General features: G+C 31.5%; 26 protein-coding genes. 10 read left to right on the top strand and 16 right to left on the bottom strand.

Translation table 11 applies throughout. The features are described 5' to 3' along the window. Positions 1–9 precede the first annotated feature (9 nt). Genes Q9968_RS05370 through Q9968_RS05360 form a run of 3 tightly spaced genes read right to left on the bottom strand, consistent with a single transcriptional unit; the run spans position 10 to position 2,316 of the window. Complete coding sequence (locus Q9968_RS05370) at positions 10–543, bottom strand: nitroreductase (protein ID WP_305514202.1); 534 nt, start codon at positions 541–543, stop codon at positions 10–12. Continuing rightward, positions 540–956, bottom strand: a complete 417-nt coding sequence (locus tag Q9968_RS05365) for a MarR family winged helix-turn-helix transcriptional regulator (protein ID WP_305514200.1) — start codon at positions 954–956, stop codon at positions 540–542. Before Q9968_RS05365 ends, Q9968_RS05370 begins: the two co-directional genes overlap by 4 nt. Beyond that, a complete protein-coding gene (locus Q9968_RS05360) occupies positions 946–2,316 on the bottom strand; it encodes an MATE family efflux transporter (RefSeq protein WP_305514198.1) in 1,371 nt (456 codons plus the stop codon). The genes Q9968_RS05365 and Q9968_RS05360 overlap by 11 nt, the downstream gene beginning before the upstream one ends. Before the next feature lie 346 nt (positions 2,317–2,662). On the opposite strand from Q9968_RS05360, the gene purD reads away from it, so the two are divergent. The 3 genes from purD to argF are packed head-to-tail and all read left to right on the top strand — an operon-like array spanning position 2,663 to position 5,792. Beyond that, complete coding sequence (purD, locus tag Q9968_RS05355; RefSeq protein ID WP_305514196.1) at positions 2,663–3,973, top strand: phosphoribosylamine--glycine ligase; 1,311 nt, start codon at positions 2,663–2,665, stop codon at positions 3,971–3,973. 41 nt (positions 3,974–4,014) lie between these two features. Continuing rightward, a complete protein-coding gene (locus Q9968_RS05350; protein WP_305514195.1) occupies positions 4,015–4,827 on the top strand; it encodes a TMEM175 family protein in 813 nt (270 codons plus the stop codon). 56 nt (positions 4,828–4,883) lie between these two features. After that, positions 4,884–5,792, top strand: a complete 909-nt coding sequence (gene argF, locus Q9968_RS05345; RefSeq protein WP_305514193.1) for an ornithine carbamoyltransferase — start codon at positions 4,884–4,886, stop codon at positions 5,790–5,792. On the opposite strand, the gene Q9968_RS05340 is transcribed toward argF, so the two are convergent. Continuing rightward, positions 5,784–6,044: a zinc-ribbon domain-containing protein gene (locus Q9968_RS05340; RefSeq protein ID WP_305514191.1), complete on the bottom strand. Its 261-nt coding sequence runs from the start codon at positions 6,042–6,044 to the stop codon at positions 5,784–5,786. The two genes, argF and Q9968_RS05340, sit on opposite strands and share 9 nt — an antisense overlap. After that, entirely contained in the window at positions 6,034–6,366 is a 333-nt protein-coding gene (locus Q9968_RS05335) for a DUF2085 domain-containing protein (RefSeq protein WP_305514189.1), read from the bottom strand. Before Q9968_RS05335 ends, Q9968_RS05340 begins: the two co-directional genes overlap by 11 nt. Before the next feature lie 79 nt (positions 6,367–6,445). Between Q9968_RS05335 and Q9968_RS05330 the strand changes: the two genes are divergently transcribed. From Q9968_RS05330 to Q9968_RS05320, 3 genes are read left to right on the top strand one after another with little or no spacing between them, the layout of a single operon-like run. Next, entirely contained in the window at positions 6,446–8,140 is a 1,695-nt protein-coding gene (locus Q9968_RS05330) for an acetolactate synthase large subunit (RefSeq protein ID WP_305514187.1), read from the top strand. Continuing rightward, positions 8,141–8,626: an acetolactate synthase small subunit gene (gene ilvN / locus Q9968_RS05325; protein WP_305514185.1), complete on the top strand. Its 486-nt coding sequence runs from the start codon at positions 8,141–8,143 to the stop codon at positions 8,624–8,626. Between the two features lie 2 nt (positions 8,627–8,628). Then, entirely contained in the window at positions 8,629–9,156 is a 528-nt protein-coding gene (locus tag Q9968_RS05320; RefSeq protein ID WP_305514183.1) for a carbonic anhydrase, read from the top strand. Positions 9,157–9,474: 318 nt separating this feature from the next. On the opposite strand, the gene Q9968_RS05315 is transcribed toward Q9968_RS05320, so the two are convergent. The 10 genes from Q9968_RS05315 to thsA form a co-directional block, all read right to left on the bottom strand. After that, the gene (locus Q9968_RS05315; RefSeq protein WP_305514181.1) at positions 9,475–10,683 is read right to left on the bottom strand and encodes an ATP-binding protein; all 1,209 of its coding nucleotides are present in this window, start codon (positions 10,681–10,683) and stop codon (positions 9,475–9,477) included. Positions 10,684–11,228: 545 nt separating this feature from the next. Next, positions 11,229–11,471, bottom strand: a complete 243-nt coding sequence (locus tag Q9968_RS05310; protein ID WP_305514179.1) for a hypothetical protein — start codon at positions 11,469–11,471, stop codon at positions 11,229–11,231. A gap of 17 nt (positions 11,472–11,488) precedes the next feature. Beyond that, on the bottom strand, positions 11,489–11,929 hold the full coding sequence (locus Q9968_RS05305; RefSeq protein ID WP_305514177.1) for a hypothetical protein: 441 nt from the start codon (positions 11,927–11,929) through the stop codon (positions 11,489–11,491). A gap of 464 nt (positions 11,930–12,393) precedes the next feature. Then, entirely contained in the window at positions 12,394–13,590 is a 1,197-nt protein-coding gene (gene thrC / locus Q9968_RS05300) for a threonine synthase (RefSeq protein WP_305514175.1), read from the bottom strand. Positions 13,591–13,630: 40 nt separating this feature from the next. Beyond that, complete coding sequence (locus tag Q9968_RS05295) at positions 13,631–14,248, bottom strand: stage II sporulation protein M (RefSeq protein WP_305514173.1); 618 nt, start codon at positions 14,246–14,248, stop codon at positions 13,631–13,633. Further along, entirely contained in the window at positions 14,248–15,345 is a 1,098-nt protein-coding gene (locus tag Q9968_RS05290) for a tryptophan--tRNA ligase (RefSeq protein WP_305514171.1), read from the bottom strand. The genes Q9968_RS05295 and Q9968_RS05290 overlap by 1 nt, the downstream gene beginning before the upstream one ends. A 97-nt stretch (positions 15,346–15,442) precedes the next feature. Then, a complete protein-coding gene (gene endA, locus Q9968_RS05285) occupies positions 15,443–15,958 on the bottom strand; it encodes a tRNA-intron lyase (protein ID WP_305514169.1) in 516 nt (171 codons plus the stop codon). A 95-nt stretch (positions 15,959–16,053) separates the two neighbouring features. Beyond that, the gene (locus Q9968_RS05280; RefSeq protein ID WP_305514167.1) at positions 16,054–16,767 is read right to left on the bottom strand and encodes a metal-dependent transcriptional regulator; all 714 of its coding nucleotides are present in this window, start codon (positions 16,765–16,767) and stop codon (positions 16,054–16,056) included. Positions 16,768–16,918: 151 nt separating this feature from the next. Further along, positions 16,919–20,878 carry a pseudomurein-binding repeat-containing protein gene (locus Q9968_RS05275; protein WP_305514166.1) on the bottom strand — a complete coding sequence of 1,320 codons (3,960 nt, stop codon included), beginning with the start codon at positions 20,876–20,878 and terminating at the stop codon, positions 16,919–16,921. 510 nt (positions 20,879–21,388) lie between these two features. Further along, a complete protein-coding gene (thsA, locus tag Q9968_RS05270) occupies positions 21,389–23,038 on the bottom strand; it encodes a thermosome subunit alpha (RefSeq protein WP_305514164.1) in 1,650 nt (549 codons plus the stop codon). 117 nt (positions 23,039–23,155) lie between these two features. Here thsA and Q9968_RS05265 point away from each other — a divergent pair, with 117 nt between their 5' ends. From Q9968_RS05265 to Q9968_RS05250, 4 genes are read left to right on the top strand one after another with little or no spacing between them, the layout of a single operon-like run. Beyond that, positions 23,156–24,163 (top strand): tetratricopeptide repeat protein, encoded by a 1,008-nt coding sequence (locus Q9968_RS05265; protein ID WP_305514163.1) that lies wholly within the window; start codon positions 23,156–23,158, stop codon positions 24,161–24,163. 35 nt (positions 24,164–24,198) lie between these two features. Continuing rightward, on the top strand, positions 24,199–24,354 hold the full coding sequence (locus tag Q9968_RS05260; RefSeq protein WP_305514161.1) for a hypothetical protein: 156 nt from the start codon (positions 24,199–24,201) through the stop codon (positions 24,352–24,354). Positions 24,355–24,388: 34 nt separating this feature from the next. Beyond that, positions 24,389–24,841, top strand: a complete 453-nt coding sequence (locus Q9968_RS05255; RefSeq protein ID WP_305514159.1) for a hypothetical protein — start codon at positions 24,389–24,391, stop codon at positions 24,839–24,841. 17 nt (positions 24,842–24,858) lie between these two features. Next, on the top strand, positions 24,859–25,491 hold the full coding sequence (locus Q9968_RS05250) for a DUF116 domain-containing protein (RefSeq protein WP_305514157.1): 633 nt from the start codon (positions 24,859–24,861) through the stop codon (positions 25,489–25,491). On the opposite strand, the gene Q9968_RS05245 is transcribed toward Q9968_RS05250, so the two are convergent. Beyond that, positions 25,488–25,691, bottom strand: a complete 204-nt coding sequence (locus Q9968_RS05245; RefSeq protein WP_305514155.1) for a hypothetical protein — start codon at positions 25,689–25,691, stop codon at positions 25,488–25,490. The genes Q9968_RS05250 and Q9968_RS05245 overlap by 4 nt on opposite strands.

Genomic DNA, 25,691 nt, shown 5'->3' with positions numbered 1-25,691 from the left:
CGTATTTACTTAATCCACATAATGGATGTAATCCTCTTTTCTAGGTTGTGGTTCTGGTGCTTCTGTATCCGCATAACCCAATACTACATGACCAATTCCTTCATAGCTTTCAGGAATTCCCCATTCTTTAAGCAATGCTTTCCCTTTCTTTGATGAAAATTCATCACGTGCACGGTGAACCCAGCAAGATGCAACACCAACAGCATGAGAGGCATTAACAAGCACTGATAAAACACTCGCTCCATCTTCAACATAAGTTGGAAGTTCACTATTGGCCAGCACAATCAACAACGTTTTCCCGCCATAAAAGGGATCCATATCTTCAGGCATTTCATTTGGAAAGTAGCTTCTGTTCCATGCTGAAAATTCTTTAATAGTTTCTGGATTTTGAATTACAACTATTTTTGGTGATTGTGCACCTCTTCCTGTTGGTGCATAAGTTCCAGCTTCTAAAATGGTTTTTAACTCTTCATCACTGATTTGTTCATCTCTAAATTTGCGTATGCTTCGTCTAGTTTTAATGTTTTCTATTGTTTCATTCATATTAAACCCTCACAGATTTTTATGAGAATATCTCTAAAATTCTTAAATTCTTCCTCGGTTAACTCTTTTTTAATTATATTGTCCCATTTTGCATCATAGTTCATGATTTGTCGAGCGATGTCGCTACCTTTTTGAGTTACACTAACGATTTTTTTTCTTTTTTCCGGAGTTCTTGTTATTAATCCTTTCTTTTCAAGTTTATCAAGATTTCTAGTCACTGTACTTTCATTGATATGGATTTCATCCGCTAATTCTTCCTGACTAATTCCTTTATTTATGTATGATTTTACTAACAAAGGATATAATCCCGAACTTAAATTTACCTCTTTTAATTTTTGATTAAGATAATTTGTCTGTTTTCTAGAAAGCAGAGAAACAAGAGGGGAAGTAGGAATGTCACTATCAAATGTCATGGCTCTGACTCCTAATTAATCTATTGATGTAAAGTTCAATACATGCATAACAAATCAGCGAACCGATTCCTCCACCTAAAAGCATTCCGTAGTATATTCCGGTTTCTCCCATATCAAATATAAATCCGAGTATATATGCAAAAATTAACACTAATACAAATTCCCTAAATGTTGTTAAAACAAATGAAATTGTTCCTTTTCCAACACCTTGGAATACATTTCCTGCACTTGCTCCAAAAGGTACATATAATATAAATAAGCACATTAATTGTAAGAAACTTGCGATTAATGGTTCTAATTGGGCACTGTTTTCTGAATATGAGAATATAAATGCGATTTGATTTGCAAATATATTTAGAGCTATGCAAACTATTATGGATGCAACTAGTGCGATTTCAACAGCATATCTGGCTGTAACTCTAAGATTTTCATATTTTCTTGCACCATATGAAACTCCCGCAACCGAAATTGATGCTGTTCCAACTCCAATTGCCGGAAGCATTCCTAAATTAATAATTCTCCAACTTGCAGTATATACGGCTACTGCAACCGGACCTGAAACAAGTGTAAGCATAAAGTTAACCACGATGGTTAGTGCAGATAATATTAATTGTTCTAAACTTGCTGGAATACCAACGACTAAAATATCTTTATATATGTTTAAATCATTGTGGAAGTTGTCACAGTTATATTTTAAGTATGTGTCCTGTTTAATCAGCATCCAGTAAATCATCACTAAAACCGATAAAATGTGTGCAATAACTGTTGCCCATGCTGCTCCTGCGACCCCTAAATTTAATGTATAAATAAAAATTGGGTCAATAGACATGTTAATTATAGCTGTGATTGCAATCGGTATTGTTGCTCTTTTAACGTCTCCTTCTGCTCTAAATGCCCCTCCAAATATTGGTGGAAGCAACATTGCAAATGAAAAAGAGAATATTACAACTCCATAATCCATCGCATAACTTAAAACGCTGGTTGCACCCATTATTTTAAGTAAAGGTTCTAAAAATATTAATAAGATAATTGACACGATTATTGACAATATGACTCCTAGAATTAAGTTATGTATTGCCGCGTTATTTGCTGAAGTTTTGTTTTCAGCTCCAATGTAACGTGATATTAATGAATTACCTCCAGCACCAATTCCATTTCCGATTCCAATAAGTACCATGAATAATGGCGTAATGTATCCTAGTGCAGCTAATGGGTCTGCACCTAATCCTGCCACCCAAATACTGTCGATGATATTATTTGAAAAGATTAGAAACATACTGGCTATAATTGGAATTGATAATTTGTTTATTGCCTTTTTAGGATCTCCTGTAAGCATTTTGATATTCTGATTTTTATCCATATTTATCTCTCTTGTATATGCAAGTGTTAATATTTAAATATATCGCAAAATTTGAAAATAAAAAAAGAAGAGGTATATCAGATTTCATTTTTTATCAATTTTAAAGGCGAGTTTTTCAAGGTGGGATTCCTTAAAAATTAATTCGAGTATTATTTTCATGTGAAATGGCAAAAACTTCCAAATTGCAATAATAATGATTATTATAATAACTAGTATCCTATTTTTATTCATTAGACCGGTATATTAACATTTAGCGCCCATATTTTATAAACTTAAAAAACTATAGGTTTTCATTACATAAATTTTAATATTTATAAAAATATACTTTATACAAGGAGAATTAATTATGAAGGTTTTAGTCGTTGGAACTGGTGCCCGTGAACATGCCATTGCAGATGGCTTAAAAGATGATGTAGAATTATATTGTTACATGAGTAAAGTAAACCCTGGTATGTCCAAAATCGCCGAATTTAAACAAGGTGATGAAGGGGAAGTTGAAAAAGTAGCTGAATACGCTGCTGAAAAAGGCATAGATATTGCCTTTATTGGTCCTGAAGCTCCACTTGGAAAAGGAATTGTAGATGAACTTCAAAAAAATGGAATTAAATGTGTTGGACCAACTCAGAGTGCAGCTAGAATTGAAACTGATAAATCGTTTATGAGAAAACTCTTTGAAGACTATGAAATTGAAGGGTCTTTAATTTACAAAGTATTTGATAATTCTGAAGACGTTTCTAAATTCCTAGATGAATTTGACCGTGATGTTGTAGTAAAACCTGTCGGATTGACTGGCGGTAAGGGAGTTAAGATTGTTGGAGACCATCTTAAAGATAATGAAGAAGCAAAAGAATACTCCTGTGAAGTTATTGATCATGTAATGGGAGGATTTGCTCAAGTTATAATTGAAGAACGATTAATTGGTGAAGAATTCACTATCCAAGCATTCTGTGATGGCAAACACTTAGCGCCAATGCCTGCAGCACAAGACCATCCTCATGCATTTGAAGGAGATGTAGGTGCAATAACAGGTGGAATGGGTTCATACTCTGATGTTGATGGCCTATTACCATTTTTAAGCCAGAAAAATTATGATAAGGCCGTAAAAATCATGCAAGATACTATTGAAGCCATTGCAAAAGAAGCTGAACCATACAAAGGCATTTTATATGGCCAGTTCATGTTAACATCTGATGGGCCAAAACTAATTGAATATAATGCAAGATTTGGAGATCCTGAAGCAATGAATGTATTGCCTCTTTTAAAAACTCCTCTTGTAGATGTTTGCAAATCTATTGTAGACGGAAATTTAGATACAGTAGAATTTGAAAACAAAGCCAGTGTATGTAAATACATTGTACCTGATGGATATCCTGAAACGGAATATGCTGGAGAACTAATAGAAGTGGATGAAGTAGCTATCGAAAAATTCGGTGCAAAAGTGTTTTATGCAGCTGTTTCAGCTGAAGATGATGGAATTCACTTATCTGGTTCAAGAGCATTAGGTATTGTAGCTAGTGGAGAATCTATTGAAGAAGCAGAAAAAGTAGCCGAAAAAGCATGTGAATTTGTTAAAGGCAATGTTTACCATAGACGTGATGTGGGAACCGCCGAGTTAGTAAATAAACGTGTTGAACATATGAAAGAAATTTTAAATTGAAATTTCTATTTTTTAATTTTTTGTGGTAATGTGGCTGGGGAATGATGGATAACTTAAAAACAGAACTAGTTCAGCATATTGAAAAACTCAAGGAAAATACTGTTGATGATAATCAAGTAAAAAAATTAGATGCTATGGCTGAACACATATCTAATATTGATTTTTCTTCTGTTAGTAGTGATAAATCTAAATTCTATAAAAAAATTAAGGAAGGAATGACATTTTTTGACAAATTCAAAATATCTCTTGAAAGTAATATTGATATTGATCCTGGAAGAATATTAGGTTTATCTGATGGTATTTTTGGAATGGTAATGACTCTTTTAGTATTTTGCATGGCATTGCCTAATGTTCAGTTATTCACCACTAATGATTTTATTTCATATATTCAATCAAACATACAGGTTTTTGGTTATACTTTAGTCAGTTTTATTCTTGTTAGTTCATTTTGGATTTATTACCATGAATTTATTAAAATCAATGATTTAAACATACCTTATTTATGGCTTAATATATTGTTTTTAGGTTGTATATCATTTATTCCATTTACAACTTCTCTAATCGGAACTTATTCTCATTTTTTCTATTCAGAAGTGATTTTTGGTTTAAATATACTTGTTACTATAATTTCTTTCATGTTAATGGTTTCTTATGCACATAAAAGAGGATTTTTAATAAAAAAGCTATCTAAAAATGAGGAAAAATATATTAATAATACTTTTTCCATGATAATGGGTCTTACTGTCATTGTAAATCTCTTAGATTTCAATGTTTCAAGTAATTTCATATATCTGTTCTTGTTAGTTCCAGTAATATCTACATTAAGGGATATTAATTTTAAAATGAAATCATAGAAACATTTAATATATATAAATAAGAAATATGTTATTTTCTTATGAGGGGATTATAAATGGCGAATAGTTTATTATCAGTTAATGACATCAAGGACGATGTTAAGTATATTTTAGATTTAGCTAGTAAAATTAAAGCAGGGGATATTGAGGATAAACCTCTTGAAGGTAAAACATTAGCAATGATTTTCCAAAAATCATCTACTCGTACTAGAGTATCTTTTGATGTTGGAATGTACCAATTAGGTGGAAGAGCAATCTTTTTATCATCTAATGATTTGCAAATGGGAAGGGGAGAACCAATTTCCGATACTGCAAAAGTTTTAAGTCGTTTTGTTGATGGAATAATGATTAGAGCTATTAAACATGAAGATGTAGTTAAATTAGCTAAATATTCTGATGTTCCTGTTATTAGCGGATTAACTGATTTAGAACATCCTTGCCAAGCACTTGCTGACATGTTAACGGTAAAAGAACATTTTGGCAGTTGTGAAGGCCGTAAAATCTGCTTTGTCGGTGATGGAAATAATGTATGTAATTCCCTTTTATTAATTGCTCCATTACTTGGTATGAATATATCTGTTGCTTGTCCGAAAGGTTATGAAACTTCTGAAGATATTTTAAACACCGCACGTGAATATGCGACTGAAAATAATACTGAAATCATTGTTAGCGACGATATTGAGGTAGCTTTAGAAAATGTTGATGTTGTATATACTGATGTTTGGGTAAGTATGGGTGATGAAGCTGAAGCTGCTCAAAGAAAAATCGATTTTGCACCATTCCAAGTCAACACAGATTTAATGAGTCTGGCTAATGATGATGCAATATTCATGCATTGTTTACCGGCTATTAGAGGTCAGGAAGTAACTAGTGATGTCATCGATTCTGACTGTTCTGTTATTTATGATGAAGCTGAAAATAGGATGCACGCTCAAAAAGCTGTTTTATATTACTATTTAAAATAGGCTGGCTAGCGCAAATATTATAAAAATAACAATTAAACAACCGCAACAGCATTTCCAGTCATCATCAGATGAATTATTATTGCTATTTGTTGTTTGAGTATTGTTGGGTATATAAGTGTAATTGGAGTTATGGTTTATATTTTCTGATTCAATCACGGTTGTTTTCTTAGCTTCTTCTTTTAATTTAATTCCGCAGTTTTTACAATAGATAGCATTTTCCGGATTTTTTTCACCGCATTCTCTACAATACATTCAAACCCCACCTCATTATTATTTTTAAAAAAATTATTAAACCTACACCACCAATAAAACCTGTGGTGAATCTTAAATTATTTTTACTTTCTCTTGGACCAAAATATTGGCTCAAACCATCAATTGCCACAGGAATCATTAAAATCATTGAGATTATAAGCATTTCTAGATTATATTCGTGAGGATAGAAGTAATTCACAATCAAATACAGGGCTAAACCGGTATAAAATCCACTACATCTTGCACAAACTGGAAACTGATGGCCTTTGATAAAGAAACTCCTCTCGGGGATTCTATGGCAAAAATATTTACCAATATTCATATTAATCCTTTAAGTTAATTATATATATTTTTATATTCATATGTAACTGTATAATATAAAATATAAAAAGGTTTTTAATATGAGAGGTGGAGAAGCAATAATTGAATCCCTTAAAAATATGGGAGTTAAAACAATCTTTGGTTATCCTGGTGGACAAACCATACCCTTCTACGACATGTTATATGATGCAGACATTGATCATATACTAGTTAGACACGAACAAGCCGCAGCTCATGCAGCTGACGGCTATGCAAGAGCATCTGGTCGTGTGGGAGTGTGTTTGGCAACTTCCGGTCCTGGAGCAACCAATCTTGTAACTGGTATAGGAACAGCTTACATGGATTCTTCTCCAATTGTGGCAATTACCGGCCAAGTTCCAAGTCATTTAATTGGAAATGATGCATTCCAAGAAGCGGATATTATTGGAATTACAATGCCGATTGTTAAACATAGTTTTCAACCTAAAGACCCTGATTTAATACCTTCCATGATTAAATCTAGTTTTGAACTTGCTATTTCTGGAAGACCTGGTCCAATTTTAATTGATGTTCCAAAAGAAGTTCAAGAAGGAGAGCTAACTGAATTTAGTGACGATTTAATTACTACTCCTGGTTATAATCCGACATTGAAAGGAAATCTCAGGCAAATTAAAAAAGCTAGTAATTTAATTAAAGAAGCTAAAAAACCAATTATTTTAGCTGGTGCGGGAGTTATAATTTCAAATGCATGCTGTGAGTTACAAAAACTTGCAGAAACTATTAATGCACCTGTCATGACATCTTTATTAGGTAAAGGAGCTATTGATGAAACTACCGATTTGTCATTGGGTATGCTTGGTATGCATGGACGTAAAGTTTCAAATGACACAATCAACGAATCTGATTTGTTAATAGCTGTAGGTATTAGATTTTCAGATAGGACTACTGGAAGATTAGACAGTTTCGTTCCAGATACTAAAATTATTCATATTGATATTGATCCGGCTGAAATTGGTAAAAATGTAGATGTGGACTTGCCAATAGTTGGAGATGCAAAAAATATACTTAAATCACTTAATAAGACTTTAAATGGTTATAAATATTCAGATGAAGTAAAATCTTGGACTAATAATCTTATTAAGGCTAAAAAAGAATTACTTCCAAGAGTAAGTTATAATAATGTTCCATTAAAACCTCAAAGAGTTATAAAAGAGATTTCAGAAGTTTTAAATGCTGATGCAATCCTCACAACTGATGTAGGTCAAAACCAGATGTGGGCAGCACACTTTTATGATACACAAAAACCGCGTAAATTCATCTCATCCGGAGGACTTGGAACAATGGGATTTGGATTCCCAGCAGCTATTGGAGCAAAAGTAGCATGTCCAGAAGATGTTGTCGTATCTATTAATGGTGATGGTGGATTTTTGATGGTTTGCCAGGAACTTGCAACAGTTCATGATTATGACTTGCCGGTTATTGCTATTGTCTTGGAAAATAGAACATTAGGAATGGTATATCAATGGCAAAGTTTATTGTATAATGAAAGACACTCACAAACTAAATTTAAGGATTCACCAGACTTTGTAAAACTTGCAGAAAGTTTTGGAATAAATGCAGAAAGAATAACTAAACCTGGTGAAACTCGTGATGCCTTATCAAAAGCTATTAAAGATAATGAAGCAATAGTTCTTGATATTGTTATTGACCCAGAAGAAGCATTGCCTATGCTTCCACCAGGAGCAGGGATTAATGAAATGATTGGTGAGTATAAGCTTGAAAAGGATGTGATTTAAATGAATGGAAATTGTCACGTTATTTCAACATTAGTAGAAGACAGACCTGGTGTTTTACAGAAAGTAGCTGGTTTATTTAATAGAAGAGGTTTTAATATTGACAGTATCACAGTTGGCCAATCAGAAGTAGCAGGCCTATCTCGTATGATAATCACTGTTCATGCAGACCAAAAAGACCTAGAGCAAGTTACAAAACAATTAAATAAATTAGTTGACGTTATCAAGATTAAAGATATTACTGAAACTGCTGTTCAAAGGGAATTATGCCTTATTAAAGTGAATGTTCCTGATCAAAAAGCAAGAGCAGAAATAATGCAATATACAAATATTTTCAGAGCAAAAATTATTGATGTTACTGATCAAACATTATTAATTGAATTAACTGGAGATAGGAAAAAAATTAATGCATTTATATCTTTAGTAGAAAGTTACGGGATTAAAAAAATTGCCCGTACCGGCCTTACAGCAATTGCAAGGGGAGTATAGTTATGACCATTTTGGAAGATGTATTAAAAGACAATAAAGAATTTGTTGAAAATTTTGAAGGCACAGAGATGTCACACCATGCGCAAAAAAAATTAGCAATCCTTACTTGTATGGATTGTCGGTTAATAGACTTTTTTGAACCAGCACTTGGTCTTAAAAGAGGCGATGCAAAAATAGTTAGAAATGCAGGAAACTCAATTGTAGGCGAGGATGCAATTAGATCAATCGGAGCAGCTTTATATAATTTAGGTGCTGAAGAGGTAATGGTTGTAGGTCACACTGAATGCGGTATGGCTGGTGCAGATGCTGAAGCCCTTAAAGCTAAAATGCTTGAAAGAGGTATTGCAGAGGGAGATATTGCAAAATATAATCTTGAAGAGTGGATTGGCGGATTTGAATCTGAAGAAGAAAACGTCAAAAATGTTGTTGATAAAATTAAAAACCATCCATTGATTCCTGATGTACCTGTTCATGGTTTAATTATAGATATTGTAACAGGCGAATTGAAAGTTTTAGTAGATGGTTATTAACCCATCTCTTTTTTTATTTATGAGTGTCTGCCAAAACTCAAAAATTAATTTTGAAAGAATACTGGGACGGATATGACTTCTCAATTAAATAACATTAACGCCCACCATCAGCTATTCGAAACCATTGCATATATGTCCCAGTTCAAAATCGGATTTGATATTCGAAATGGTTTCCGTTAATGTTAAAGTCATTCAAGTAAATTGAATGAAAAAAGCAGCTATTTCTTTTATCAACAATATCTGTTGGAAACATAAAGTAACAACTAATACAATAAATTACAACCATCTGTTTATCAAATATTGTCTTAAATTTAATTTTTATATATAATCTGAAATTAAAAAGTCTATCATGTTCCTGTGTTTTAATCCATTTCCGGAGAAATCTAGTTTGTCCATGCTTAAAACATATTTGTCAAAGTTATCGTTTATTTTTGCAAGTTCTGAAAATTCCCGTTCTATTGTTTTATCATTTTCTAATTGGTATGTTACTTGGATATAAATTTTTTCTTTGTCTTTGGTGCAGACGAAGTCTATTTCCTTTTTGTTTATCATTCCAATTTTAACATCATATCCTCTTCTGAGTAGTTCTATGTAGACTATATTTTCAAGGATTGAACCCATGTTTTTTATTTCTCCATATTTTGCTTGATAGAATCCATGATCAACTAGGAAGTATTTTTCGTTGTGTTGCAGTACCTTTTTTCCTTTTATGTCTTCTCTTGGTGCCTGATGTATGAAACATGCATTTTTTGAGTATAGGATGTAATCTAGTATTGTGTCTTTTGATATTTTTCTTCTCTCGTGTTTCATGTATTTGGCGATGTTGCCTGCTGAGAAGTTTTTTCCAAGATTCATTATTACATAGTCAAGTATTCTGTTGAGTATGTCTGTGTTTCTGATGTTGTGTCTTGTGACAATGTCTTTTAGGAGTATTGTATTGTATATGTCCCCCAGATAGGAATATTTGTCTTGTTGTGCTACTTGTTGTATTGGAGGCATTCCTCCATATTCCACATATTCTTTAAATAGTTCCTCCAAGTCTTTTGTGTCTGTTTTTTCTATTTCTTTTTTGTATTGTATGAATTCAGCGAATGAAAATGGGTAGATGTTTATTTTGTAGTATCGCCCAGAGATTAGTGTCGCCATTTCACCGGAGAGCAGTTCTGAGTTGGATCCTGTTATATATATGTCGCAGTCCAGGTCTACTCTGCATGCGTTTATGCTTTTTTCCCAGTTTTCTACATTTTGTATTTCATCAAATAGCAGGTAAATTTTGCCTTTTGTGTTTTCAGTCAGGTTTATTATGCATTCATCGAGCTGTTTGAAGTTTTCTATTTTGTTGTATTTCATGGATTCAAATGAAATAAGAAACATGTTTTCTTCATTTACTCCTCTGTTTTTTAGTTCTTCCTGAATGCTTTTTAATAGATATGTCTTACCGCTTCTTCTAACACCTGTAATAATTTTAATAGGTTCCTTACCTATTAATCTTTCAATTTGGTTTAAGTACAATTCCCTTTTAATCATTTTTTCACCGAACAATACTTATTGCATTAAATTTTGTATTTTAAAATATATAAATTTTGTCGAATATAATTGATAATATTAATAATTTTAATATAATCATCTAGTACAATCTACAATACATATGATTTTAATGTAATTGTCGAATACAATCGACAATATACTGACTTATAATCAAATAATAGATTATGCTCCAATATTTAAGTGGTTTTGCTTATAAATGAAAATAATTTTACAAACTCATACAATTATTGCTTCAAATATGAAAATAATACCTATATTAAATAAATTTAATTAAATAAGATAAAATAACAAGTTATTCTTCAGAATGTTAACAAATTTAATACAAAAGCAGAAACAATTAGTCCATAAAATAACAAAGTTTAGCAAAAAAATAAAATTATGAAAAAACAGTTTAGTTTGTTGCAGATATTGGATTTTGGAGTGTGTCTTTTTTGCCAATAATTGTTCCTATATAAAAAATACAACATGTCAATTCGACCTCTGCTCTTTGTTCTTGATTCAATCCAATTTAAACCACCTAAATTTTATTTTAAGGGTTGATCCAGTAATTCTTTTAATTTGAATGCAGCGGATTTGTTTAGTATTATTTGGGTGTCTGATTCGTTTATTATTTCAATGTTTTCGCCGTCTGAAGTTAAGCGTTTGTTAAATAGGATTAATCTCACTTCCTCATCATCTGCACCTACACCTACTGATGATGCATAAATTATTTCTGAATCAGGATCAATTATCATGTTTTTATTGATTGGAATTTTTTCATTTCTCATGTTAAAAACCTCATAATTTATACTATCAATACATAATTTTCATTTACATCTTCAATGTAAACATCATAACTTTCTTTTATTCGAATTTCTTTTTCTAGTTGGATTAAATCTACATCAGGACTGTTTTCATCAAAAATTTCATCCAATTCTTCATCACTTAAATCATCATAAGGTTCATCAGCATAATTCATTGCTTCTTCAATTGCTGTCTTGTTTAATTCATCTAAAAGCATATTTAAGTTCACTACAATTGGAGATTGTAAATTTAAACGATATTTTGAGTTAGTGCTAATAACTAATTGTTTATCTATTAAATCATCAATGAATTTGTTTAATGTAATCCTAGAGATTTTAGCTCCAACTGCAATTTGTAATTTGGATAATTCGGCAAATGGATTCATCAATAAATAATCGATTACTTTTATTTGAGGATAATCACCTAAGATTTCATCTAACATAATAAACACCTCTGTATACTAAATATACAATCAGTCATTTAAATAATTTGCTATTGTATATACTCTATCCAACAATTTGTCCAAATATTACCAAGTTGAAAGTTTGTCTGATGACCATTATCAAATCCAAACAATATACCAAAAATTTAATCAACAGTTTCAATAATAGAATTACATGAAAAACATTTTATAACGCCAAATGTAAACTATAGTGTTTTACTAAATATTCATACCTAAATATTCATTGACCCAGTTGTGTAGAATGAGGTTAAATCGACTATTTTGTAGAATTCTCCTTTAAATATTTTCTATTAACTCATTTAAGTTTTCATATATCATTTTTATTTGCCTTTTAAGTTGTCCTAGGGAGCATTTGGTAGTATTATTTGCAATGTACATTTTTGTACATGGAATAAAAGCAAATTAAAAGAAAAAATTAAAAGTAAAAGTGAATCAAAGCGAATTTATTTATTCATTAAAATCTCTCTTAAAGTATCTATATCCGCATCAACTTGTGTAGGTTGAGTGCATGCTTCAATAGCAGTGTTAGGATCTTTAAGTAAGTGTCCAGTAACCACACAAGTGATTGTTTCACCTTTATCAACTACACCTTCATCAACAAGTTTTTTAAGACCTGCAATAGATGCTGCTGAAGCTGGTTCAACACCAATACCCTCAGTTCTTGCAAGTAATCTTTGTGCATCAAGGATCTCCCCATCAGTTACTGTTTCAGAATATCCGTTTGAATCATAAATAGCATTCAAAGCTTTAATATCACTAACTGGTGCTCCAATACGAATGGCGGTTGCAATAGTTTCCGGATTTTCCACCGGCACAACACATTTATCTCCTTTTTTAAATGCATTTGTAACAGGGCATGCTCCTTCCGCTTGAATACCGGTCATCATTGGCAAGTCTTTAATAAATCCAGCATCATGAAATTCCTTAACCCCTTTCCAGATAGCTGAAATATTTCCCGCATTACCTACTGGCAAAATAATTCTATCAGGAGCTTTCCAACCCAAATCGCGGACAATTTCATATCCTATTGTTTTTTGTCCTTCTAATCTGTATGGATTTATTGAATTTAATAGGTAAAGATGTTTTTCCAATGCAAGAGCTGTCATGGCTTCAAGTGCTTCGTCAAAGTTTCCATTGATTGACATGACCTCAGCACCATGGAACATCGCTTGTGCTAATTTCCCAAGTGCAACTTTTCCAGAAGGTAAAAATACAATGCAGCGTAAACCTGCACGAGCGGCATAAGCTGAAAGTGATGCTGAAGTGTTACCGGTTGAAGCACAACCTACAGTACTTACTCCAAGTTCCATTGCTTTTGTCATGCCCACAGTCATTCCCCTGTCTTTAAAACTTCCTGTTGGATTGGATCCTTCCACTTTAACATACAAGTTTACTCCAAGTTCTTCACCTAACTTATCACATTTACAAAATGGAGTTCCTCCCTCATCAAGTGAAACAATTTTTGATTCATCAACAGGAATGCACTCTTTAAATTTCCACAAATTATCTTTTCTACCGTCAAAAGTGTCTTTTGAAACATTGATTTCATTAACGAGTTCGAGTACAGATCCACACTTTTCACAAGTGTAGATTACTTCATCATCGCCATATTCTTCTCCACATGAAACACATCTTATCATAAAATCACATGTATATTTTTGAATTATCTCTATATAAAATTTAACTTAAAATTGAAAGTAAATAATCTGCAATAGGTATTGTTAAGTAAGCTTCAACAAATCCTGCAACTGCCATTAAAATGGAAGCAACCATTAATAGTATTATAGCCTGTTCTAATTTAATAGAGCTTTCATTGAATGATATGGCTAACTTATCTTTAACAGAGTTATTTTCTTGAATCGATAATGTTTTTAAAAACTTGAATAAGAAATTAAATGCAACAAAACCTGATGCGCAAGCTATGACAATTGAAGAAAGCTCAAAAATTCCATGAGGAATTAAATAAAGTAGCGATTTAACTAAATTGCCATAATCCGCTACAAAATATCCTACAAAAAGCCCATTAAAAGCTAGAATTATAGCTGAAAAACATAAAATGAATCCTGTTAGAAACATCAAAAACACGATTCTAATGTTATTTAAAAAAATGCTATTGAATGTTACTTTAATAGTGCCATTGCTAACTCCTTCTTCCAATTGCTCAACAACAGGACTTAAATAGCCATGCAAATAAGGTTCTAAAAAATAACCCAATACTAAAGAAGCAAAAAGAATAACTGTTGCCACTATAATGGCTAATCTATTTTCGCTGAAAGCTAATTTAATTTGTTCTATCATTATATCAGTATTTTAGCAATTTCTGCTGCTTCAACTTGTTTTTCGTGTAAATCATCCATGAATTCTTCCATGAACTCTGCAGTTCTCATTTTACATTCCCCACAGCGTAGAGTTCCATTTAAACAATCATGTCTGATTTTTTCAAGTTCGCTATCATCTTCAATAAAGTGGTATAACAACATTTCATATATTACGCATTTATCCACTTCCCCGCCTAATTCTTCTTGTTCTTTTAAAGTTTCTCTCCCTCCAGTTTTAGCAGACTTAACTTTCTTAATTGCGGATTTTGTATCATCATTTAAATAAATTGCAGTGGATGGCTTTGAACTACTCATTTTATCTCCAGTCAAACCTGTTAGGAATCTATGATATGTGGAAGCCGGTGGAATAAATCCTTCACTTTCATGAAGTCTATGGGCAATGTCCCTTGTTAATCTAATATGAGGGTCTTGATCTATTCCAACAGGAACTACAACCTTTTTCGGACCTCCAAATTCTTCGCTTTGGGGAAGTAAAATATCTGCAACCTGAAATAAAGGTGACTGCAGATGAGCAATATTTGTAGAATGTTCAAATCCGTAAATTGATTTGAGTTGACTGAAATTAGTTTTACTTGAAGATTTAAATGCTAAATTGTGCAATAAACTATTTTGAGATTGCAAGTAAACATTAACATTGTCCCTTTCAAGGTCTAGGCCTAATGCAATCCAATTTGTTAAGTATTCCTTCAATGCAATTTCACGGCCTTTTTCAAAGCTCATGTTACGGGCTGCATAAGCTTCAAGGTCCGCTATTGGAAGAGACAACATTGCACCTTGGGATTGATACCATTTAAGTTGATCCACAACCATTTTATGACCTATATGCATTTGGCCACTTGGCATCATACCTGATACCACTGCAAAATCTTTATTCTGATTGATTAACTTAACAATTTCATCAAATTCCCTATGTCCAAAAATTACTCCCCTTTTCATCAATTTTTGAGGGTTTTCGATATCTCCAATAATATCTGAAATCTTATCGATACCGAATTTATTAACTAACTTATCATAATCTAGGCTAAATGATGCCCATGGATTAATTAAATCTGCCATTTCATCACCACTAATAATATCAAATTAAATTTATGATTAAAATTATTGCAATAAATATAAAAGTATGTTAAAATATAAAGGATTTCTTTAATTAAACTTATGGTCTTGTCCATTCCACATTATAGTATGTTATGTCAAAATCCTCATCAACAATAGCCAATAGAAGTTTCTTATTCACCCCATGAGAAACCCTCACATAACTTGCAAAATCAAGTGCATTAATATCATAATTTTCAAAAATAATTTTAACCAAATAATCAGAATGCCCCTGACCTGGACCTCCTCCACGATCATATAATCTAAATTCTGAACCATATTTGAAACCGGTTTTAATAACAAAACCGCGATCTTTTAAATCACGATAAACAACGTATTTGCCATAAAGTTCCTTATGCTTTATTAAATCAATTAAATAACCTATGCTGCATAGGCTGCCATCTTCATAAATATTTAATCGACCTTTTTCTTGTAAATAGCAGGCTTCAATTAAAGATAATTGTAAAAACTCAGACTCGATTTTACCAAATTTACTTTTTTCATGTAAAGCTATTGGTCTTTTACTTCCAGACTCAATTTTAATTGAAACAATACCATTAGACAAATTTCCACGCATTAAAACACCGTAAAAAGAAATAAATTATATTTAATGCTTATAAGTTTGAAAGAAATATTATATAAAATTTTTGTAAAAAAAAGAGTTGTAAAAAGTTAAACTCTAATAAAAATATTATTAGCCATTTCTACAATAATGTTTAACTCTTCATCATCAATACTGACCAAATAATAGTTACCCATACGATTCTCATTATATTCATATTTAAGATGTTGACCTATCCTAATACCTTCTGAAGTTATTTTATCTAAAAGTTCATTATTCCCACGAATAAATGAAATAGTACCTTCAGCATTAGCAGTTAATTCAGAAATAGATAATAAATTGAATTTCCTATTAATAACTTGGTCAAAATCTTTTTGTGAGAAACATTCTTGACAACTACCAAATTCAAAATCACAAGCAGGAATAACATTATCATCAGGACATAAATCTGGATGATGTAACATTGTACAAATTGCTCTTTCAGCTTCATCAGATAAAGCATGTTCCATTTGACAAGCTTGATCATGGACATTTTCTTCTTTAACTTTTAAGATATCCAATAAGAACTTTTCTAAGATTCTATGTTTTCTTGTAACTTTTTGAGCAATCTTCATTCCTTCAGTTGTTAAAGTAGCTCCTTTATAGGGAGTATATGAAATATAACCAAGGTCTTCTAATTTTTTAAGCATTTGAGTAACACTTCCAGGTGCAATATTCAAATCTTTTGATAATTGTGTTGTAGAAACTTGTTCCCCATTATTTCCATTACAATATAAAACTTCCAAGTATTCTTCAATATTTTCGCTTATTTTGCCATCAGCCATGAAAGTCACCTTAATTAATAACTGATTAAATGTTTATTAGTTACAATATAAAAAAGTTTTGGAAAACCTAAAGGATGATTACAAAATTAAATTTTGTAGAACACACTAAATAAAAAAAGAAACTGAAAAAATAAAAAAAGGAAAAATCTAATTAGAATGACAAGCTTGAGTAAGTGCCCTTAAGGGTAAATGAACTTGTTTTCCAATTATATATGTTTCCTAATGAATTTTTTAAACTGGTTGCATCAGCAACCACCCATTTATCCCCAATTAATACCTGAGTCCACACGTGGCCATAAGTATTTCCACTATTGAATTTACATGTTCCGTGAACATATCTTGCTGCAAGACCTGCAGATCTAAACATCGCCACTAATAAATGGGATTGATCCACACAATTCCCTTTTCCACCAGACAAAGTACCATCTGCACCATATTTAGTATTATAATAAAAGCTATACATTATGTGGCATTTTACATAATTAAATATTGCTTCAGCTTTTTTAAGATCATCAGTTAAACCATTAGTTATTGAAGAAACTTTATTTTTAATTTTATTGGTTATTTGGCAATTTTTAGTAGATTTTAAATAATTACTTAAATCTGAGAGATAATTTTTCTCATTTAAACCAGTTCCAGTGATTGAAATTGAACCTGAATTAGAGCTAGAGCTTGAACCGCTAGTTGAAATAGTCACATACTTTGGCAATCTAGAACTAATACTATAAAATGATAATATACGTGAGAATGCATCTACAAGTTCATCGTATATAATATTTTTTGAATTGCAATTAGCGAAATTCGGAGCTTTTTTATGAGTATTAATATAACTTGCAACATTTTTAGCTAAATCAATAAAACCAGACCGACCTAAATCAATACTTAAACTATCACCAGTTGGAGAACTAGGAGCAGAAACTCCAGAAATATAAGTAATATCTGAAGTATTTGAATTGCCAATTTGATAAATTGCTCGGCTCATTAAATACATGAATTCTGCTAAAGTAAATGTAATTCCTCCTGCTGTAACAGTTGATGGAAGAACTTTGTTATTTGTATAATATGTTTTTAAGTTAGAAGCCCCTTTAATAATATTTTTAATTGATATAGTTTTAGAAGGAGTATCTAATTTTACAACTACAATAAACATTACATAACTAGGCAGTCTTAAGCTAACTTTATAAAATGCTGTAATTCTTGCAAAAGCATCAATTAAAGACTGGTATTTAATATAACCTAATGAAGAATTGGCATAATTAGGAGCCACACCCTTACTTTCAATAAAGGAACTAACTCTAGTTGCTAAATCTAAATATTCGGACATGTATAAATTACCGGATTTTACGGTACTGGTTGGATTTGAAGCAACATCCGAGGTTACTGCTAAAATCTCTGAGGATTTGCCTGCATTAATATATAAAATAGCTTTAGTCATCAAATATAAAAATTGAGCAGTAGAGTAAGTTACTCCACCAACACGGACAGAAGCCGGAATGGATCCGCTAGATTTTATAGAACTATTTAAGTTATATGCTGCAGCAACAATATCTGAAATAGATACTGAACCAGTAATGGACGGAGATCCAGATTGATCAGATAATGAGTTGAAATCAACAAAGTTAGTTACGCCCCATCTAAATATAACAGCACCAGACGCAGCACCATCAAGTGCAGCCTGTGTGTCTGCTGCAATTTCCGATGGAGATAATTTCACAACATTATCATCAGATTTATAACCTTGTAAACCTGCCCATACTTGAGCACCTTCAGAATTATCTACAAACCATTTTGCAATAGTTTTAATCCAGGATGAAGTTTTTCCATAATTTCCTTTATAAATCATTGGAATTACAACATCCATATACCTACTAATTACAGAATAATCTTGACCATAATAATATGCATTACTTGTAGTTTCAGGCATTAAAGCACATGAAACAATAATATTTGGGTCAGTATCATGAATTGCTTCAGTGATTTGTTGTGCAAATTCACTAATGGCTGCAGTACCGCCTGAAGTCTTATATGCATTTCCAGGATATCTTATGTAATCTAAATGAATACCGGAAATTCCCTTAATAGATGCATATTTTTGTGCTTCAATGATTTTTTGCTCAAAGTAGTCCGAATTGACATTACCATTAACTACAGGATTTACCCATGAACCATTAGCATAAAATGCCTGCATCCAAATATGAACTCTCATTCCTAACTTATTTGCACTAGCAATCCATGATTCAACTTCCCCTTGAGTTTTTATTGTTAATGCATAGAAATTTAAGAATAAGTCAGTGGTTCCTTTAGAAGCTAAAGTTCCTAAACTGACACTACCCATATCTCCACCGTAAACCCAGTATCCATATCCGGTTGTATTCTTTTTGAGAACTTCGATATTTGTGGAACTGAAAGATGGGGCATTATCATTATCCCCAATAGCTTCATATTTAAATGAAACTGTGTAATTTCCTGTAGGGACATTCGCATTAAATAATGCATAGCCGCTTGAAGAAGTAGTGGCAGAATATGTTTTTGAATTTACTGTCAATTTAACTGTCTTGCCAGATAAAACCTTGCCGTTTGAATCTTTTAATAAAACTTTATAAGTTTGTACACCTTGATAGTAAGAAGATCCGCTTTTCCAAGTTAAAGAAGTATTTGATCTTTCCTTAACTGTAATGGCTGTGGACATTGTTTTTGAGTTAACTTTAGATTCGCCGTTATATGTGTATGAAATTGTATAATTGCCAACATCCAGACCAATAGGAAGGGATACAACACCATTACCATCAGTAGTTTTGGTATAGTTCTTACCATCCACCTTAAGAGTAACAGTTCTTTGTGCCAAAGGAACATTACCTGAGGTTAAAGCAACTTGGAATTTAGTATTTGCACCATGACCAAAGGTTTTTGTACTTTTAACCGTGAAAGTTGGATTTTTACTAGCCAGTATCTCAACCTTACTGCCTGCACTGCATTTCTTATAAAAACTGTTACCTGCAAATGAATAGGTTATTTTATAAATACCTGCTCCAAGTGAAGGCAATTTAATTTTGGCAACACCATTTGCATTAGTTTTTGCACTGTATTTCTTACCGTTTATTTCAAATTTGATAATTTTACCTTTCCCCAGAGCATAACCAAATTTATTAATTAAGTTTACTTTAACTGTTTTTGAATCGCTTTTAAGGAAAGTGTAGGTTTTTGTTGATAAAGAAGTGGTTGTAGTCCTTACAACTTTAACCTTGTTTTTAATTTTCAAGCCATCCTGAGTATTATGAGACATTATTTCATAAGTACCTTTTTTAAGATTAATTAAAGATAAGCTAGCCACTCCCTGACCGTTTGTTTTTACTTTGTATGTTTTTCCATTAATCTTAAACTTGATGTATTTATTGGCTAGTGCTTTCCCATCACTTTTATAGAATTTTGCTGTGAATTTTTTGCCATCAGTGTAAACTTTGGAAATATCACTTGCTGAAATTGTAGACACTACTTTAAAAGTTGTAGATAAGCTATAACCAGTTGTTGGATTTAAAGCAACGACTTTATAAGATCCCGGTTTAAGATTTATTGCAAGATAAGCCACTCCATTTGCATTAGTTTGTTTAGTATATGTTACACCATTTACAGTAATTTTAACATTTGTATTATTTAACACATTACCGTGTGCATCTAAGAATGTTGCAGTATATTGAGCGCTTCCTTTATAATACTTAGACATATCTTTTGCAGTGATTGTCTTAGATACATCAATTGTTGAAGAAACGTTACTATCACTTTCATTTGATGAAATAACAGCAACCCCATCATCACTACTTGGAATATTATCATTAGTCGAGTTAGTTGATAAATTATTTGAATCTTCAGATTCTAAAACTTCTTCACTTGATAGAGAAACTTTAGATGAATCATTATCAACATTTGAATTACTTGATACAGAAATTTCTGATGAACCAGCAGTATTCTCCAACGGGACTGATACATCTGATGTGTCATCTACTAAGCTAGTAGCATATGAATCTGTAACATTTACGTCACTTGCAGAAATTGCGCCAACTGTTAGGACAGCAAAAAGCAATGCTAACAAAGTGAGCAATATTTGTTTGTTCAAAATATTTTACCTCCATAACAATTTTTTTAAACAACCGTGAGAATAATCTCACTTAACCATTATGTATTAAAAATATCTTATATAAACCTTTTTATTTACCGAATAAGTTGAAATAAGTTTAATTTCTAAAAATAAGACTGAAAATTTATGAAAAATGAATATTAATCGCAATTATTGGTAAATTATGCTATAAAACGATTAAACAATATGAAATTATTTTTAAACTAACTTCAATATATAGATATTAGAACAATAATGTTAATGCTTATTAGACAAAATAACCTATAATTTAAAGGGACAATATTAAAAAACATGAAAATGGATTAAGTTAAATAAAAAAACGATGCAAGTAATGGAATAAATGATAAAATAAGCAAGTATAAACAAAATGATTGGAAAAATTATCTTTCCTTAAAGACATGATGAAAATTGATGTATTTTGGAAAATAATGATGTATACAACTTATTAAAAAATTATATAAAAAAGAAAAAAATGTAAAATTGAAAATTTTACATCATAGGAGGCATTCCGCCCATACCACCAGCAGGAGGCATTGGAGGCATGCCACTAGCGTCATTACCTGACTCATCAGGTCCAGTAGAGTTAAGTGCATTTCTTGCTGCAATCATATCATCAATACGCAAAATCATTTCAGCGGCTTCACCAGCAGATTGTAAAGCTTGGATTTTAACTCTTAAAGGTTCAATAACTCCAGACTCTTTCATATCCTCAATTTTACCTGTGAATACATTAATTCCGATAAATGAGGAATCTTCATGAGCTGCTTTTAAATCTGCAATTAGATTAATAGTATCCAAACCTGCATTTTCAATTAAGGTTTTTGGAATAATTTCTAAAGCTTCGGCATATTTTAAAATAGCTAATTGCTCTCTTCCACTTATAGATTCAGCATATTCTCTTAATTGTTTTACTAAATCAATTTCGCAAGCTCCTCCACCAATGAGAACTTTACCTTCTTCAATAGTGGCTGCAACTACACCTAATGCATCATCAATCGCTCTTGCGATTTGTTCTGTAACATAGCGAGTGCTGCCTCTCAATATAATTGAGGAAGCTTTTGGATTTTCACATTCTTCGATTAAAGTTAACTCATGGTCAAATATTTTATCAAGATACACATGACCTGCAAAACCTAATTTATCTTCAGACAAATCTTCAATATCAGTTACGAGTTTAGCACCGGTAGCTTTTGCGATTCTTTCCATGTCTGATTTTTTAACTCTTTTGAAAGCCATGATTCCTGCTTTTTTAAGGTAGTGTTCCGCCAAATCATCAATACCCTTCTGACAGAACAATACATTAGCGCCAGAGTCCACAATTTTGTCAACTAAATCCTTAATCATTTCTTCTTCGTTTTTAAGGAATGCTTCAAATTGATCAGGACCGGTTATATCGATTTTGGTATCTGTATTAATGTCTTTTAATTCAATAGGGTATTTCATGATAGCAATTTTTGCATTTTCAATGTCATTAGGCATGTTTTTAGATAAAGGAGCCTTATCAATAATGATTCCTTCTGCTAAAAATGAATCTTCTACAGAATCGCCTGAAACTCTTTGAATATTAATATTGTCAATGTCAGACTTTCCATCTTCCTTGATTCTTAATGCCGCTTTAACAACAAGATCCGCTAAGTGTTCTTTAGCATAATCTGAACCTTTACCACTCATTGCAGTAACTGCTACCTTTTTAAGAGTTTCTTCATCATCAGCATCAATTGCAATATTATTTAAGATTTCCACCGCTTTAGCGGTTGCATTTCTATAACCTTTAACAACGATAGAAGTTGCAATTCCATCATCTAATAATTCTTCAGCCTTTGATAATAATTCACCTGCAATAACAACAACAGAAGTAGTTCCATCTCCAACAATTTCTTCTTGTTTTTTAGCGGTTTCCACAAGCATTCTAGCTGCAGGTTGATTAATTTCCATTTCTCTCATAATGGTTGCACCATCATTAGTGACAGTGACATCACCTAATGAAGTTGTTAACATTTTATCCATACCTTTAGGACCAAGAGTGGTTCTTACAATGCCGGCTAATACTTTAGCAGCTGTGATATTCATTCTTAAAGCATCTCTTTTTGAATATCTTTCTGTTCCTTCAGGAAGGATGAATATTGGTTGATTTGCCATTTAATTATCACCTAAAATTTTTTTGAATAAAATATAAAACTAAGTTTTTATACAATATAAAGTAGGTTAGAGGTAATATAAAAAGATTACTCATTAAAGTAACATTAGGTGTGTAATATGTATGAAGAAATCATGAATGAAATTAAATCTAATTTAGGTTCAAATGAAGAATTGAATAAAAAGTACTTATCCAGTCAAATTGAAGTATACAAAGACCATCCATACAATAAAGAGATAATTAAAGAAATCTCTCGGTTGATGTGGGATTGCTTAAGCGAATCGCAAAAACAGGAATTTGCGGATATTTCAAACAAGGAAAATCCAATTATGGATATTTTAAATGATATCTATTATGATATTGAAGAGGAAAACTATGAAACCCCATTGAAAAAACTTGAGAAATTTATGGAAAGTTTTCCAAGCATCTTTGAAGACGATAAAGTAAATGAATATCACTTTTTCACAAATCCCCTAGAAGAGATGATATTTAGAAAATATATTGGTTTAAAAAAGGAATTAAGATATATTCCAGATAACCAACCTTTACTTGACCTATATTATGTTTATGGATTTTTACTCCTTGAATCCCAGCAATACGATAAGGCAGAAGAGTATTTAAAAAAGGCAATTAAAATAAACCCCGTTTCATCAAGAATTATTCTGGAGTTAACTGAAATATACAAAGTACACACCTACACATTTAACGAATACTTTATTCGCACATGTGATGCTCTACAATATGCTTATTATCCCCAAGACATTGCAAGATGTTATAGAAACCTTGGATATTATTATATAGAAGAAAATCAAATGGAAACTGCACTTGCACTATTAATATACAGTATGGAATACGAAGCAAATCCGCTTGCATATACCGAAATCAATTATATTCAATCCAATGACTTTGAATTAACTTTAAATGAATGCATTGAAATTATTGAAAGTAAAAATATTCAGGTTGGGGTAAATCCATTTGTTTTGGAATGTTTTGATGAATTGATTAGTGAATATGGCGAAAATAAATTATATAATCAATTATTATATTTTTTAGAGCTTAAATTTGATATTACAAAGGATGAAAAAATTATTGAAAAAATAAATGACATCAAAAGAAGTATTAAATAATATATATTATATATAATTATAACAGGTGATTTAACATGTGCTCAACCGGAGGCCCAATGGCCGATATTGATTTGAAAAAATTAAAAACAAAAAAATACCATTGCAAAAGTTGTGGAAATTCTTTTAAAGGACTTGGAAAAAAGGTTGTTTGCCCATCCTGTCAAAGCGATAATGTTGAACTTGCAGAGTAAATTTATTTACTCTTTTTTATTTTTTAGTGATTATATGGATATTCATCTTAAAAATGACGAAGTGCTATTTCTTGAAGGGAAAACTGGAATAGTAGGTGTTGTTAAAGTAGCTTATGAAAACAAAATGTTATTTATAGCAACTCAAGATAATGAAGAAATAGTCCAATTTTTAGAAGCGGATGACATAATTGCCGTATCAAACTTTAAAAAAGATAAAAGAGCTGTTAAATCACAAGCTTACCTGAGCCGTGAAGAATCATCTCCACTAATAATCTTAAACAAAGACCATCCATCCACTAAACGTTTGGAAACTGTCATATCCATTGGAGATAGAGTTAATCTGAATTGCAATATTACTCCCGGAACCCATCCTGAACAGAATGTTTTATGTTCTTGCGACAGTCTATCTGGACTTGAAATAATTAAAACGCCAACAGGGGTTAAATTAAACAGAGAAATTGAAACTTATACCATTGAAAAATTCTAGGTTGAAAAATGTTATTTATGGATTCATTCTATATGTTTTTAGGACAGTTAGTAGTTTTTCTAGTTATTCTAATTATAATCTTATTTATTGTTGTGGTTATTTTAGGATATTTAATAGCTCGTAAAAATCAAATTAAATTCCCTAAATTCTTATTATATATTGTAGATCTATTATATTCACCATTTAAAACAATAGCACGATTTTTAAAATTAGATGATTATTTAATTGATGATATAGCTATTAAAGTTAGAGATAATCTCAATAAAGAAAAATATAGGCAGATTCCAGCAGAAAAAACATTAATATTCCTTCCCCATTGTCTAAGACATAAAGACTGTCCTGCAACTCTTCAAAAAGAAGGCCTAAATTGCAGCGAATGTGGCTTATGTTCAATCGGCGTTATTAAAAAGAAATCTGAACCATTAGGATATAAATTATATATTGTTCCAGGATCAAGTTTTGTTAAAAAAATAGTTATGGAAAACAAATTCCAAGCTGTTCTTGGTGTAGCTTGTCATGAAGATTTAAACCAAATGATGATGTTGCTCTCTGATTTTTACCCTCAAGGAGTATTGCTTGAAAGAACAGGGTGTTTTGAAACAAAAGTTAACATTAAAAAAGTATTTGAAAAAATAGATTCCAAATACTAATCATAATAATCCATGAATTCACCGGATTCCGGAGTTTCACTAAACTCCTTTATGAATTCATTTAAATCTTTAATGAATTCCTCTTTTCTTTTATCTGCATCTTTTATTTGAGAATAATCTTTTTTTACAGACAACATCATTACCATATCATCAGTTTCAAGTGTTATTTCCGGATATAAACTATCTGAAAAATCATCCAT

The organism is Methanobrevibacter sp. V14 (assembly GCF_963082475.1).
In the GTDB taxonomy this organism is placed as follows: domain Archaea; phylum Methanobacteriota; class Methanobacteria; order Methanobacteriales; family Methanobacteriaceae; genus Methanocatella.
This window is presented reverse-complemented; position numbering and strand designations above follow the sequence as displayed.

Bases quoted from the DNA above. Each gene is read 5' to 3' on its own strand.
- Q9968_RS05370 (WP_305514202.1), bottom strand. From the start codon at position 543: ATGAATGAAACAATAGAAAACATTAAAACTAGACGAAGCATACGCAAA.
- Q9968_RS05365 (WP_305514200.1), bottom strand. From the start codon at position 956: ATGACATTTGATAGTGACATTCCTACTTCCCCTCTTGTTTCTCTGCTT.
- Q9968_RS05360 (WP_305514198.1), bottom strand. From the start codon at position 2,316: ATGGATAAAAATCAGAATATCAAAATGCTTACAGGAGATCCTAAAAAG.
- purD (WP_305514196.1), top strand. From the start codon at position 2,663: ATGAAGGTTTTAGTCGTTGGAACTGGTGCCCGTGAACATGCCATTGCA.
- Q9968_RS05350 (WP_305514195.1), top strand. From the start codon at position 4,015: ATGATGGATAACTTAAAAACAGAACTAGTTCAGCATATTGAAAAACTC.
- argF (WP_305514193.1), top strand. From the start codon at position 4,884: ATGGCGAATAGTTTATTATCAGTTAATGACATCAAGGACGATGTTAAG.
- Q9968_RS05340 (WP_305514191.1), bottom strand. From the start codon at position 6,044: ATGTATTGTAGAGAATGCGGTGAAAAAAATCCGGAAAATGCTATCTAT.
- Q9968_RS05335 (WP_305514189.1), bottom strand. From the start codon at position 6,366: ATGAATATTGGTAAATATTTTTGCCATAGAATCCCCGAGAGGAGTTTC.
- Q9968_RS05330 (WP_305514187.1), top strand. From the start codon at position 6,446: ATGAGAGGTGGAGAAGCAATAATTGAATCCCTTAAAAATATGGGAGTT.
- ilvN (WP_305514185.1), top strand. From the start codon at position 8,141: ATGAATGGAAATTGTCACGTTATTTCAACATTAGTAGAAGACAGACCT.
- Q9968_RS05320 (WP_305514183.1), top strand. From the start codon at position 8,629: ATGACCATTTTGGAAGATGTATTAAAAGACAATAAAGAATTTGTTGAA.
- Q9968_RS05315 (WP_305514181.1), bottom strand. From the start codon at position 10,683: ATGATTAAAAGGGAATTGTACTTAAACCAAATTGAAAGATTAATAGGT.
- Q9968_RS05310 (WP_305514179.1), bottom strand. From the start codon at position 11,471: ATGAGAAATGAAAAAATTCCAATCAATAAAAACATGATAATTGATCCT.
- Q9968_RS05305 (WP_305514177.1), bottom strand. From the start codon at position 11,929: ATGTTAGATGAAATCTTAGGTGATTATCCTCAAATAAAAGTAATCGAT.
- thrC (WP_305514175.1), bottom strand. From the start codon at position 13,590: ATGATAAGATGTGTTTCATGTGGAGAAGAATATGGCGATGATGAAGTA.
- Q9968_RS05295 (WP_305514173.1), bottom strand. From the start codon at position 14,248: ATGATAGAACAAATTAAATTAGCTTTCAGCGAAAATAGATTAGCCATT.
- Q9968_RS05290 (WP_305514171.1), bottom strand. From the start codon at position 15,345: ATGGCAGATTTAATTAATCCATGGGCATCATTTAGCCTAGATTATGAT.
- endA (WP_305514169.1), bottom strand. From the start codon at position 15,958: ATGCGTGGAAATTTGTCTAATGGTATTGTTTCAATTAAAATTGAGTCT.
- Q9968_RS05280 (WP_305514167.1), bottom strand. From the start codon at position 16,767: ATGGCTGATGGCAAAATAAGCGAAAATATTGAAGAATACTTGGAAGTT.
- thsA (WP_305514164.1), bottom strand. From the start codon at position 23,038: ATGGCAAATCAACCAATATTCATCCTTCCTGAAGGAACAGAAAGATAT.
- Q9968_RS05265 (WP_305514163.1), top strand. From the start codon at position 23,156: ATGTATGAAGAAATCATGAATGAAATTAAATCTAATTTAGGTTCAAAT.
- Q9968_RS05260 (WP_305514161.1), top strand. From the start codon at position 24,199: ATGTGCTCAACCGGAGGCCCAATGGCCGATATTGATTTGAAAAAATTA.
- Q9968_RS05255 (WP_305514159.1), top strand. From the start codon at position 24,389: ATGGATATTCATCTTAAAAATGACGAAGTGCTATTTCTTGAAGGGAAA.
- Q9968_RS05250 (WP_305514157.1), top strand. From the start codon at position 24,859: ATGGATTCATTCTATATGTTTTTAGGACAGTTAGTAGTTTTTCTAGTT.
- Q9968_RS05245 (WP_305514155.1), bottom strand. From the start codon at position 25,691: ATGGATGATTTTTCAGATAGTTTATATCCGGAAATAACACTTGAAACT.